Below are 11,984 nucleotides of genomic sequence, written 5' to 3'. Positions count from 1 at the left end.
GCCGGGCGCGCCCGGCTCCCGCTTCTCGTACGCCTCGGCCAGGTACCGGATGCCGAGCACCGGGTCCCGGCCGCCGGGGTCCAGGGTGAACCGCCAGCTCCGGTCGTCCTGAAGGGGGTCGGTGACCGCCATGGGCAGCGCCCGCTCCAGCCCGAGCAGCCGGCGCGAGATCACCGCCCGGCTCGCCCACGGGCAGGCCCGCGAGACCACCAGCCGGTACCGCCCGGACTCCACCGGCCAGCCGTCCCGGCCGTCGGCGGTGATCCGGTCCGCGAAATGGCTCCTGGACCGCTTGAACTTCTTGTGGCCGTAGGCGCTGTTGCCGTCGCCACCCATGTCGCCTCCTCGCCGCACGGATCGCACCGCACGCTCTTCCCTGCCGGCCCGCCCGCTCCGGCGCGACGGGCCCGTTCCGTTCCGCCTGACGCGTTCCCCCATTTCGGCCGGGGACCCGCGCCAAGCGCTCAGCGGTCCCGGGACGGCCGCGGGAGGGCGGCGAAGGTCCCGCCCGCGTGCCCGAGACAGTCGTACGTGCCCTCGGTCAAGGAGTGTCCGCCGGAGTCTGCGCGTCCGCCGCGGGCTCCTTCGACGCGGCGGGCGCCGTCCCGGCCGGGCCGCCGCCACGGCTGAGGCGCACACCGATCGCTGACGTCACGAGGCTCAGTACGGCGGCGGTGACCCAGGCGATCCGGAAGTCGTGGCGGGAGGTCACATCGACGTGGGAACCACCGAGCACCGTGACCAGGACCGCGACGCCGACCGTGGCCGAGATCTGGCGGACAGAGTTGACCAGCGCCGACCCGGTCGCCGCACGGTGCCCCGGCAGGGCGTGCACACCGGCGGCCACCAGAGTGCCCAGGGCCAGACCGACGCCCGTACCGGTCAACAGCTGGCTGGGCAGCAGGTCACCCACATAATCCGGCGTGACGGACGCGAAGCAGGCCCGCCAGACCATGCCGCCGGTGAACAGCAACCCGCCGGCGGCGACCAGCGGACCGTGCCCGAAGCGCTGCGCGGCGCGGGCGGTCAGGAGGGTGACGACCGGCACGAGTGCGGGACCCGGGACCAGGGCGACGCCGGTGCGCAGAGCACTCCAGTGCCAGATTTCCTGGCACCACAGCACGTTCGAGAGCAGCATGATCGCGAATGCGGTGCCGAACACGAGGCTGCCCGCGTTCGCCGCTCCGAAGCGCGGCAGCCGCAGCAGGTCCAGCTCGAACAGCGGGCGGGGGTGCCGCAGGGACCGGCCGACGAACACGGTGCCGCTGAGCACGGCAACGGCCAGGAGCAGCACGGTCCTGCCGCTCGTCCAGCCCCAGTCGGGCGCCTGCACCAGCGCCCCGGACAGTGCCGCGACCGACGAGATGAGCAGCGGGGCGCCGAGGAGATCGGGCAGCGGCCCGGCCTCCCGGGTGGCCGGCTTCGGCAGCACCGCTCGGCCGACGAGGAGCGCCGCGATGCCGATGGGCACGTTGACGGTGAAGATCCACCTCCAGTCGGCCTCCACCAGGAGGCCGCCGGCGACGGGCCCGGCGGCCGCGGCCAGTCCGCCCACCGCAGCCCAGCTCCGGGTGGCGTGGGTGCGGCGCTCCGCCGGCACCGTCGCCAGCAGCAGGGCCAGGGATGTCGGGATCTGGGCGGCCGCCCCGGCGGCCTGCACCACCCGGGCCGCGACCAGGGTCCCCAGGTCGGGGGCCAGGGCACAGCCCAGCGACGCGAGGGCGAAGACGGCGATTCCGGTGAGGAACACCGGCCGCTGGCCCATGCGGTCACCAGCACGCCCGGCCACCACCAACAGCGCGGCGAAGGTGATCGCGTAGGCGTTGAGGACCCAGGACAGCGAACCGAGGCTCGCGCCCGTGCCGCCGCCGGAGAAGCTCGCTCCCACGGCCGGAAGCGCGACGTTGACGATCCACAGATCCAGGTTGGTCATGAAGACGGCCACCAGGACGACCGCGGTGGCCATGCGAGGGTGATTTGAAATTCCAAGCGGCGTGGGCATGCTGCAAGCCAAGCACGGGGTGGTTTGGAAATCAAACCCTGCTGGGGTGATACTGGAGCCGTGACCACGCGCATCGATCCCGAGGACATGGCCGGACGCCCCTGCTCGCTCTCCGCCGCCCTGCAGGTCGTCGGCGACCGATGGGCCCTGCCGGCGATCCGGGAGGTCATGCTCGGCAACCACCGGTTCCGGCAGATCGCCAGGAACACCGGCGCCCCCACGGACCGTCTGGCGGCGCGCCTGAAGGCGCTGGTGGAAAGCGGTGTCCTCGAACGGCGCCCGCTGCCGGACGACACACGCCACAGCGGCTACTACCTGACGGAAGCGGGGCGCGACCTGGCGGGCATCACCCGCGAACTCATCGGCTGGGGCGACCGCTGGGCCGTCACCACGCCGCCCGTCCGGCTCCTTCACCAGGACCACGAACTGGTCACTCGCGCCGTCTGCGGGACCTGCGGCGAGCCGGTCCACGCCGAGGACGTCCACCGGCAGGAAATGATCCCCGGCTGGGACCGCTCCGGTCCGGTGCAGGCCCGCTAGACGACGGCGCTCCAGGAAGCAGTGCAGATCCCACGCCGTACTTGAAGGAGATGTGATGCAGGTAGCCGTGGTCACCTTCGACGGGTTCAACGAACTCGACAGCTTCATCGCGTCCGCGTTGATCAACCGGTGCCGTAAGGACGGCTTGGAAGCCTTCATCACGACGCCGGCACCGGTGGTCACGTCGATGAACGGTGTCGAGGTCACAGGGCAGCGCCCGATGGAGTTCGTGACCGAAGCCGAGGTCGTGCTGATCGGCAGTGGCGTGCGGGCGCGAGAGGTGGTCGCCGACGACCGGCTGATCTCCCGGCTGCCGCTCGACCCTTCGCGACAGCTCGTCGGTGCGCAGTGCTCGGGCGCGCTGGTGCTCGCCCGGCTGGGGTTGCTGGACGGCATGCCGGCCTGCACCGACATGAAGAGCCGGCCCTTCGTCGAAGCCTGCGACGTGACCGTGCTGGACGCGCCGTTCCACGCCGAGGGGAACGTCGCCACGGCAGGGGGCTGCCTGGCGTCCCAGTACCTCGCCACCTGGGTGATCACCCGCATGCTCGGGGAGGACGCCGCGCGCGACGTCATCGGCTACGTGGCTCCGGTCGGCGAGAACCAGGCGACCGTCGAGCGCGCGATGCGCGCCGTCCACACGGGCGAGGCCGCACTGCGCTGAGGCCGGGCGATCAGTCTCGGCACGTGCAAGAGCCCCGGAAACGCATGGGAACTCATGGAGCCGGGGCTCCCAACGGCCCTGTGGGACGGACGGGGTCCGCTCAGTCGTCGAGGCGGTCGCGGTCGCCCATCACCACCATCGGGTGGTCGGCGGGGTCGAGGGTGCCCAGAAGGGTCTTGATGCCGGACTCCGGGACGGTCACACAGGCCGACGTGCCGTCACCGTGGTCCAGATGCAGCCAGATGCCGCCGCCCTTCTCCACACCCTCGGGCCGGCTCCAGTCGTAGGGCGGGGTGCCCCTGAGCCGGTTGTAGTTGATGGCGATGACGTGGTCGAAGTCGTGCGCGTGCGCCTCGTCGTCCGGGTCCACCACCGAGGCCGCGTACGCGTGGTCGTCGTACCAGTACGGCAGTCTGGTGCCGGGGCTGCGCAGGGTGCCTCCGGCGTCCGTGAGTGAGAAGACGCCCACGGGGCTGCGCTCGTCGTCGAGCCGGTGGTCGGTCGTCCAGCCCCGGCGGCCGTTGTGCGAGGGCCAGCTCGCGGACTGCTTCCACTCGGCGCCCAGCTTCTCGTACAGCACGGCCGTGCCCTCGGCCGAGTCCCGGTCGTCGCCGTAGACGACCACCAGTTGCCGGGTGTCGTCCGGGATCTGCCGGCCCATCCGCTCCCCGACACCGGGGACGCCACCGACGGTCGCCGGGCGGGAGGAGCCGGACACGGTCGCCGGGCGGGAGGAGCCGGACACGGCCGGGTTGCCGTTTCCCGCCGCGCCGCCGGAGCGCGGCTTGGCGCCAGGCTCCCCGCAGGCCGTGGCCACCGCCAGCAGGACACCGCAGAGGGCCGCCGCGGATATGGCGTGCCGGGCACCACCGTGCCGCGGGTACCGGGGAAAGGACGGGGTGTCAGTGGAGTTCCGCATGATCAGAATCCTGGGACGGGACCACCGGGCCGCGCATCCCGGACCGGCATCCGGGCTAAGCGCTACCGTGGCTCCCCATGACAGTCACCGGGACGGACATCACGGCGGACCTGATCCGGGATCTGCTGCGCGAGCAGCACCCCGACCTGGCGGAACGCCCCCTGAAACTCGGCGCTCTCGGCTGGGACAACCAGGTGTGGCGGCTCGGCGACGACCTCGCCGTCCGCCTGCCCTGGGCCACCGAGTCGGCGGACGCGCTGCTGCGCAAGGAGCACGCCTGGCTGCCGCTCCTCGCCGAGGGCCTGCCCCTGCCGATCCCCGTACCGCAGCGCCTCGGTGAACCCTCCGACCGCTTCCCGAGACCCTGGCTCGTCACCACCTGGGTACCCGGCGAGCCCGCCGACCGCGCCCCCGCGACCCGCCCGGACGAAGCGGCCGACACCCTCGCCGCCTTCCTGAGCGCCTTTCACCGTCCCGCCCCCGAGCAGGCACCCCTGGGCCGGGACCGAGGGGGCCGGCTGGCCGACTTCGCCGAATCCTTCACCGGCTCGCTCGCCCGGGCCGGCGAACTGCGCCTCGTCCAGAACCCCGAGGCCGTCCGCGCCATCTGGGAGGACGCGGCCGCCGCGCCCGGCTGGACCGGCCCCCGCCTCTGGCTCCACGGCGACCTGCACCCCGCCAACATCCTCACCCTCGACGGCACCTTCTCCGGCGTCATCGACTTCGGCGACCTCTTCGCGGGCGACCCCGCCTTCGACCTCGCCTCCGCCTGGATCCTCCTCCCGGACGGCGCCGTCGACCGCTTCCACGCCGCCTACCTCCCGGCCCCGGACCCCGCCACCCTCCGCCGCGCCCGCGGCTGGGCCGTCCTCCGCGCCCTGGCGGGCCTCCACATCGGTCACGCGGGCGACGAGGGCCGCCCCGGCGGCAAACCGACCTGGGGCCCACCGGGTCGGGCGTCCCTGCGGCGGCTCACGGAGTCGGTCCGGTCCTGACGCGTGCCCACCGCCCGGCCACGAGCCTCCGCAACGTCCCGCCACCGCACCGGCCGCTCCTCCAGCGACGCCGGGTGCAGAACCCTGACGTAGGCCTCGAACCTCGGCACGACGACACCGGCCACCGTGCAGGAGCGGTCGTCCCCGAGGAATCGCTCGACGAGCCAGCGGGCGGGCGCCAGGCCGGCGGACTGCACACGCAGGCGCCCGTGGAACTGATGCGCATCGAGGGAGGGTCGTCCATTGGCGGCAGTCTGCCCCACCGGAGGCCGGCGGCGGGCTGGAGACGCACCGCGTGGCGCCGGGCGACCCCATGTGCTGAAAGGGCCGGTGCCGCGAACGGCGCCGGCCCGGAAGGCTCACACGTGCGGTCGGCGCCCGTGCTCCTGGCGCGGGAAGGTCTGGTCCGCGCCCGGCAGCGTCGGCTTCGGCAGCGTGGCCACCTCCTCCTTCGCCCTCTCGAGCTGCTCCGCCGTGTCGTCCGGCAGGCGCGGCGGGCGCGGGCGGCCGGAGCGGAAGCGGAAGGCGCTGGTGAGGTCGCCGAAGGTGGAACGGCGCCAGTCGCTGATGTTGGGCTCCTCCACTCCCGTGAAGTGCTCCAGGAACCGCAGTGCCGAGGTGTGGTCGAAAGCTTCCGTGGCGACCCATCCGCCCACGGTCCACGGCGAGATCACGATGGCCGGCACCCGGAAGCCGCCCCCGATGGGCAGCCCCTGCACGAACTCGTCCGGCGTTCCCGCGGGCGGCACCGGTGGCGGCACATGGTCGAACAGGCCGTCGTTCTCGTCGTAGTTGAGGATGAACGCGGTCTTGCGCCACACCTTCGGGTTGGACGCGATCGCCTCGATCTTCGAGGCCACGAAGTCCGCGCCGGCCGCCGGGAGATAGTCAGGGTGTTCCGACTGGTAGCTGGTCGGCATGATCCAGGAAACGGCCGGGAGCCGGTCGTTGCGGGCGTCGTCCTCGAAGGTGCCCTCGGGCTGCGGGCGCACCCCGCGCTCGTACAGCTCGGAGCCGGGCGCGGCGTTCTTGAACGCGGCGAACTGCTCCAGCATGTTGCAGCCGTAGTCGTCGTCCTGCTGGTACACCTTCCAGCTCACCCCGGCCGCCTGGAGCCGCTCGGCATAGGTGGTCCACTGGTACGGCTTGGGCGCCGAGTTCCTGATGACCGGGCCGCCCTTCGTGCCGCCGGGGTCGATCGAACCGGTCATCCACATCAGCCGGTTGGGCCAGGTCGGCCCGAACACCGAGCAGAAGTAGTTGTCGCAGATCGTGAAGGTCTCGGCCAGCGCGAACTGGAACGGGATGTCCTCGCGCGTGTAATAGCCCATCACATAGGGGCCGTTGGCGCCGTCGGCCGCGCGGTGGGCGGGCAGCCACTGGTCCATTCTGCCGTTGTTCCACGCCTGGTGCTGCACGGACCAGGCGTGGCTGGTGGAGGGGATGGCCTGGGCGCTGGAGGAGTGGGTGTCGAGGTGGAAGGGCAGCAGATAGCCCTTGGGATTCACCGCGTCGGGCTGGTAGAACACGCTGCGCCCGCTGTCCAGCTTCAGGGCATGCGGGTCGGCGAAGCCCCGGACCCCGGAGAGGGTGCCGAAGTAGTGGTCGAACGACCGGTTCTCCTGCATCAGCAGGACCACGTGCTCGATGTCACGCAGCGAACCGCCCTTCGGCGGCCCGGCGGCGACGGCCTTCTGGACGCTCGGTGGCAGCAGTGACAGAGCCGCGGCGCCACCCAGCGCGCCCGCGGCCGACCCCAGGACTCTACGGCGGGTCAACTCGGCCATGGTCGTCCCTTCTTGAGCGCGATGGGCGCTCCGGCGGAGTGCAGGTCCGCCCGGCCGGGAAGCCGGGCCGTCGATTACTCTCCGCCCTCATGGCGGGACGTGTCAGGGGAGAGCGGTGAACATGTGGACAACGGGTGGGAACGGCTTGACCGGGCCCTGACCTCAATGCCTGTGAGTCGCATGGGAGTTGCCACGTGTTCAGAGAAGGCTGCTCCGCATGCCGGGAAGGGCCCCCACCGCCGAAGTGGTGAGGGCCCCACGGTCCCGTGGTCTACAACTCCTTGATCCGGACGTCGCGGTACGAGATCACGTCCGACGTGCTGTGCACCTGGAGCCCGATGTACCCGGTCGCATAGCGCCGGCCGTCGGTGCCGGGGTCACCCTCGCGGGGCGGGTTGAAGACCTGGCCGCCGACATTGTCGAACTCGTTGATGACGACACCGTTGCGCAGGACCGTGAAGTGCTGGCCCTCCGCGCGGATCTCGTAGTCGTTCCAGGTGCCCTTGGGGGTGACCCCCGCGCCGCCCAGACCCACCCGGTCGAAGCCGTAGACCGAACCCGTCTTGTACATGTCGCCGGTCGGGCTGTCCAGGATCTGGATCTCGTGCCCGTAGTTGATGGCGACCCACTCGGGCCGGGACTCCTCCGGGTGGTTGTGGACGTCGGGGAACCGGATGAACACCCCGCCGTTGGCGTTGCCCGTGCCCGGAGCGTCGTCGCGGAAGCGGAGCTTGAGCGAGAAGTCGCCGTACTTGCGTTCCGGGAACCACAGCATGCCCATGCCCGGCACGGTCGTGCTGCTCGTGATGGCGCCGTCGCCGGTCAGGGCGAACTGCCCGCCGCCGACCTGCTCCCACTTGGACAGGGACGCCTGCGTGCCGTCGAACAGATCGCGATAACCCTCTGTCCGGCCGGGCTTGCCGATCTTCGACTGCCTGGCCGCCTTGGTGATCTTGTCGAGCTCGCGCTGGTCGATCAGGCCGTCCGCAAGGAGCTTGTCGAGCACGCGGTCGACGTGCTTCAGGAACAGCGCCTGCGACGACCAGTCCTTCTCGTCCTCGATCAGCTCGTTGATCGTGCACCGGCTGCGCGTCAGCCGGTTCGGCACTCCGGTGTCCACGGTGCCGACGATGACCGTCAGCCGCTCGTCGTACTCGGGACAGGCCGGCGCCGGGACGCCCCCGCCCTGCGCGACGGTGAAGGTGACGTTCTTGGCGGCGGAGGTGTTCCCCGCCTTGTCCGTCGCCCGGTACGCCACCGTGTGGAAGCCGAGCCGGTCCACGACCACGGGTGCCGAGTACGCCAGATACGGGCCTCCGTCGAGGGAGTACTCGACCCGGGCGACCCCGGACGCGGAGTCGGAGGCGTTGACCGTCACCCTGGCACTGGTGACGTAGGCCCCGTTCGAGTTCCGGGTGCCGCTCAGGGTCGCCGAGGTCTCCGGCGCGGTCGTGTCCTCGGCGGGCGGGGCCACGACCGTGAAGGCCACGGACTTCTCGGTGGCCGCGTTCCCCGCCTTGTCGGTCGCCCGGTAGCGCACGGTGTGCGAGCCGGCCGCGTGCACCATCACCGGCGCGGTGTACGGCTGCCAGGCGCCGTCCGCCCCGAGCGCGTACTCGATGGTGTTGACGCCCGACCCGGTGTCCGAGGCGGTCACGGTCACCGTGGCCATGGTCAGGTAGTTGCCGTCGGCGTCCTTCTCGCCGCTCACCGTCGCGGAGGTCTCCGGCGCGGTCGTGTCGTCCGTCGGCGGGGCGACCACGCTGAAGGTCACGGACTTCTCGGCGGCCACGTTGCCCGCCTGGTCGGTGGCGCGGTAGCGCACGGTGTGCGAGCCGACCTGGTCGACGACCACCGGGGCGGTGTACGCCTGCCACGGACCGTCGGCGCCGACGGCGTACTCGACCGACTTCACGCCGGAGGCGTCGTCCGACGCGGACACCGTGACCTTGGCCGAGCCGACATAGGCGCCATCGGCGTTCTGCTGCCCCTCGACCTTCGCCGAGGCCGTCGGCGCAGTGGTGTCCTCGCCGCCGGGCTCGGTCACCGTGAGGATGCCCTGCATCTGGCCGTGGCCCGGGATGCTGCAGAAGTAGCGGTAACGGCCGGGCGTCAGTGTGACGTCGACGGTGTGCTTGCCGCCGCTGTCGTCACCGGGATTGGCCAGGATGTTCACCGGCACGTCGTGGTTGTACTCGGGGTCCGAGACGTCGAACGTCAGGGTGTGCGGCATGCCGATGTCGTTGCCGGTCGCGGCGCTGTTCTCGAAGACGAGGGTCGCCGCGCCGGCCACCGCCGTCGTCGGGAAGCTCGCGTACCGGTCGGTGCGGGAGCCGGCCGTCCACGTCAGGACCTGGGCCGCCGCGGCGCGGTCGCCGTCCCGTCCGTACGCGGCCGTCGAGGTGAGCCCGAGCATCAGCAGCAGCGCGCCCAGCAGCGCGGTGTACAGGCGCAGAGGTCGATGTCTCACTGTGCCGCCTTCCTGGCCAGATCCTTGGCGGCGGGCGTGGCCGCGCCGCCGGTGTACGTCACGCGCCACAGCGCGGACTGGGAGTCGGAGGTGAAGAAGCCGCGGCCGTAGTCGAGGACGTAGAGCGAACCGTCCGGCGCGAACTTCCAGTCCATCAGATTGCGGATGCCCCCCTGGCCGACCGGGATGATCTTCTTCAGCGACTCCGCCGTGACGGGCAGGCCGCCCTTGCCGACGGTCTTCGGGTCGGTGAGCACCGCGTGGCGCGGGTTGTCCGCGTCGTAGAAGTCACCGACGAACCACTTGCCGTCCCAGTACTCCGGCCACGCCCCGGCGCCGGCATGTGCCGCGTCATAGCGGTAGACAGGGCCGTCCATGGTGGCCTGGCCGCCGCCCTTCAGCCACGGCAGGAGGTAGGTGGCCTCCTCGTTCTTGTAGCTGGGCACGCCCGCCGCGTCGCGCGGGAAGTCGGGGGCGCCTCCTTGCGGGGAGTACCAGATGGTGTTGCCGGTGACGGGCGGCAGGTTCACCAGGCCGTCGTTGTTCGGTGACTCGTTCTTCGGGGCGTCGCAGTCGTACCAGCCCAGCGGCTTGGCCGGGTCCGGCAGGTTGCGGTCGCGGTAGGGCTGCTTGTTGCCCATGCAGAACGGCCAGCCGTGGTTGCCCGCCTTGGTGATCGCGGCGAACGTGTCGTACTTGGCCGGTCCCCAGGTGGTGCTCGGCGCGCCCGCGTCGGGGCCGACCCAGCCCGCGTAGAGGATGTCGGTCTTCTTGTCGACGGAGATCCGGGCCGGGTTCCGTACACCCATCACGTAGATCTCGCCACGGGTCTTGCCGCCGCCCTCGTCCTGCTCCTTGCCGGTGAAGAGGTTGCCCTCGGGCAGCGTGTACGTGCCGTCGGGTTCCGGGTGGATGCGCAGGATCTTGCCGTTGAGGTTGTGGGTGTTGCCCGCGGTGCGGCGGGCGTCGGCGAAGGAGAGGCCCTTGTAGTTGGGCTGCGGATTGTTGCCGGAGTAACCGTCGCTGAAACCGGAGGAGTTGTTGTCACCGGTCGCGATGTAGAGGTTGCCCTTGGAATCCCAGGCCATCCCGCCGCCCGCGTGACAGCAACTGTGGACCTGTACCGGCCACTTGAGAAGGACCTTCTCCGAGGCCAGGTCGAGCTTGTTCGTGGCGCGGTCCAGCGTGAAGCGGGAGACGCGGCGTTCGGCCACCTGCTTGTCGCGGTCGAGGCCGGAGTGCGGGGTGTAGTGCAGGTACACCCAGCCGTTGGACTCGAAGCCGGGGTCCAGCTCGATGCCGAGCAACCCCTCCTCGACCTTGACCAGTTCGTCGCCGCCGCCCTTGTTGCCGAAGACGGTGAGGGCGCCCGCGAGCGTGACCTTCTTCGTGGCGGGGTCGTAGACGTGGATCTGGCCGGTGCCCTTGCCGATGTCGGGGTTGTTCCAGTCGGTGACGACCGGCGCGTCGTTGGTGCCGCCGCCCCGGCCGATGTACAGCACCCGTCCGTCGGGAGCCACGACGAGGCCGTGCGGCTCGCCGATCTGGTCCTGTTGACCGGGCTGGTTCGGCTGAGTGACCCGCACCGCCGAGTAGTTGGCGTCGATCGTGGCCTTGCAGTCGGCGCGCGAGAGCCGGGTGGTCCACAGCAGGGCGCCCCGCAGATGGTCGCGGAAGTCGGTCTCCGCGAAGGACTCCACCGTGCCGCCCATGCCCGTGTAGAAGGACCGGCCGCCGGAGTAGTCCCGGCACCAGGAGACCGGGTGGTCCACCCCGTTCGCGCCGGTGCCGGGCTGGTAGCTGGTCTCCCGGACCTTGGCGACGGTGTGCACCTTGCCGGTCGGGTTGGTCGCCCAGTTGAACCACTTGTCGGGCCGCTTCCACTCCAGCGGCAGCCCCTTGGTGGCCGGATGACTCCGGTCCGGGATCTCCACGGTGGCCCGCTGTACGGCGGCGGGGCTCGCGTTCGCGGGACGGGCGCCGATCAGACCGGTGAACCAGTCGGAGTACGGCTCCGTCCGCGCCGCGTCATGGATGCCGAGAAAACCGCCGCCGGCTTTCAGATACGCTTCGAGACCCGCCTCCTGCTCGGGATCGAGCACGTCCCCGCCACCGGTGAGGAACACCACGGCGTTGAAGGTCCCCAGCCGCTTCTCGCTGGTGAAGACCGAGGCGTCGTCCGTCGCCACGGTCTTGAAACGCTGATCCGCGGGGCCGGTCAGACCGATGGACTCGATGGCCTCGATACCGGCGTCGACGGTCGGTGACTCCTCGGTGGCCGAGGCGTGGAAGACGAGCACCTTGACGTTTCTGCCGCCCGGCGGCGACGGCAGCGCCGACGCCCGCGGCTCGGGGAACGGACTGGCCGTGGCCGCGGTGCCGCCGCTCAGCAGGGATGCCGCAAGGGCTCCGGCCGCCAGGGCCGCAGCCGCTGCCCGCCGGGATCTCGACCGGTGATGTGGTGCGCTCTGCATGGGTCACCCACCCTCCGTGGTCTCAGCAACAGCGCCAGAAGCTAGACGCCTTTCGCCGACCCGCCAATAGCTATGGACGGAATCTCACCAACTTTGTCCTGGGTGTGGATAAACGGGTTGCGCGCCTCTACCG

General features: G+C 71.2%; 8 protein-coding genes and 1 pseudogene. 3 read left to right on the top strand and 6 right to left on the bottom strand.

What is annotated here, in order from left to right; translation table 11 throughout:
* Together CCN33_RS28005 and CCN33_RS28000 are read right to left on the bottom strand one after the other, a co-directional pair.
* Positions 1 to 336 (bottom strand): annotated as a pseudogene (locus tag CCN33_RS28005) (glutathione S-transferase family protein); the annotation flags it as partial.
* A gap of 205 nt (positions 337 to 541) precedes the next feature.
* On the bottom strand, positions 542 to 1,966 hold the full coding sequence (locus tag CCN33_RS28000) for an MFS transporter (RefSeq protein WP_244173961.1): 1,425 nt from the start codon (positions 1,964 to 1,966) through the stop codon (positions 542 to 544).
* 96 nt (positions 1,967 to 2,062) lie between these two features.
* Between CCN33_RS28000 and CCN33_RS27995 the strand changes: the two genes are divergently transcribed.
* Together CCN33_RS27995 and CCN33_RS27990 are read left to right on the top strand one after the other, a co-directional pair.
* The gene (locus CCN33_RS27995) at positions 2,063 to 2,542 is read left to right on the top strand and encodes a winged helix-turn-helix transcriptional regulator (RefSeq protein WP_244173960.1); all 480 of its coding nucleotides are present in this window, start codon (positions 2,063 to 2,065) and stop codon (positions 2,540 to 2,542) included.
* A 55-nt stretch (positions 2,543 to 2,597) separates the two neighbouring features.
* The gene (locus CCN33_RS27990) at positions 2,598 to 3,206 is read left to right on the top strand and encodes a DJ-1/PfpI family protein (protein ID WP_086696198.1); all 609 of its coding nucleotides are present in this window, start codon (positions 2,598 to 2,600) and stop codon (positions 3,204 to 3,206) included.
* Between the two features lie 100 nt (positions 3,207 to 3,306).
* On the opposite strand, the gene CCN33_RS27985 is transcribed toward CCN33_RS27990, so the two are convergent.
* A complete protein-coding gene (locus tag CCN33_RS27985; RefSeq protein ID WP_086696196.1) occupies positions 3,307 to 4,125 on the bottom strand; it encodes a hypothetical protein in 819 nt (272 codons plus the stop codon).
* A gap of 77 nt (positions 4,126 to 4,202) precedes the next feature.
* Here CCN33_RS27985 and CCN33_RS27980 point away from each other — a divergent pair, with 77 nt between their 5' ends.
* Positions 4,203 to 5,120, top strand: coding sequence for an aminoglycoside phosphotransferase family protein (locus CCN33_RS27980; RefSeq protein ID WP_086696194.1), 918 nt, complete (start codon positions 4,203 to 4,205; stop codon positions 5,118 to 5,120).
* A gap of 359 nt (positions 5,121 to 5,479) precedes the next feature.
* Here the strand turns inward: CCN33_RS27980 and CCN33_RS27975 are convergent, their stop codons facing one another.
* From CCN33_RS27975 to CCN33_RS27965, 3 genes are all read right to left on the bottom strand, one after another.
* Positions 5,480 to 6,907 carry an alkaline phosphatase family protein gene (locus CCN33_RS27975; protein WP_086696193.1) on the bottom strand — a complete coding sequence of 476 codons (1,428 nt, stop codon included), beginning with the start codon at positions 6,905 to 6,907 and terminating at the stop codon, positions 5,480 to 5,482.
* Between the two features lie 271 nt (positions 6,908 to 7,178).
* Positions 7,179 to 9,323, bottom strand: a complete 2,145-nt coding sequence (locus tag CCN33_RS27970) for an OmpL47-type beta-barrel domain-containing protein (RefSeq protein ID WP_244173962.1) — start codon at positions 9,321 to 9,323, stop codon at positions 7,179 to 7,181.
* A 50-nt stretch (positions 9,324 to 9,373) separates the two neighbouring features.
* Positions 9,374 to 11,851: a ThuA domain-containing protein gene (locus tag CCN33_RS27965; protein WP_208621928.1), complete on the bottom strand. Its 2,478-nt coding sequence runs from the start codon at positions 11,849 to 11,851 to the stop codon at positions 9,374 to 9,376.
* Positions 11,852 to 11,984 lie beyond the last annotated feature (133 nt).

The organism is Streptomyces recifensis (assembly GCF_002154615.1).
In the GTDB taxonomy this organism is placed as follows: Bacteria; Actinomycetota; Actinomycetes; order Streptomycetales; family Streptomycetaceae; genus Streptomyces; species Streptomyces griseoluteus.
The sequence above is the reverse complement of the archived record's forward strand: the minus strand, read 5'-3'. Positions and strand labels throughout refer to the sequence as shown.

Bases quoted from the DNA above. Each gene is read 5' to 3' on its own strand.
- CCN33_RS28000 (WP_244173961.1), bottom strand. From the start codon at position 1,966: ATGGCCACCGCGGTCGTCCTGGTGGCCGTCTTCATGACCAACCTGGAT.
- CCN33_RS27990 (WP_086696198.1), top strand. From the start codon at position 2,598: ATGCAGGTAGCCGTGGTCACCTTCGACGGGTTCAACGAACTCGACAGC.
- CCN33_RS27985 (WP_086696196.1), bottom strand. From the start codon at position 4,125: ATGCGGAACTCCACTGACACCCCGTCCTTTCCCCGGTACCCGCGGCAC.
- CCN33_RS27980 (WP_086696194.1), top strand. From the start codon at position 4,203: ATGACAGTCACCGGGACGGACATCACGGCGGACCTGATCCGGGATCTG.
- CCN33_RS27975 (WP_086696193.1), bottom strand. From the start codon at position 6,907: ATGGCCGAGTTGACCCGCCGTAGAGTCCTGGGGTCGGCCGCGGGCGCG.
- CCN33_RS27970 (WP_244173962.1), bottom strand. From the start codon at position 9,323: ATGCTCGGGCTCACCTCGACGGCCGCGTACGGACGGGACGGCGACCGC.
- CCN33_RS27965 (WP_208621928.1), bottom strand. From the start codon at position 11,851: ATGCAGAGCGCACCACATCACCGGTCGAGATCCCGGCGGGCAGCGGCT.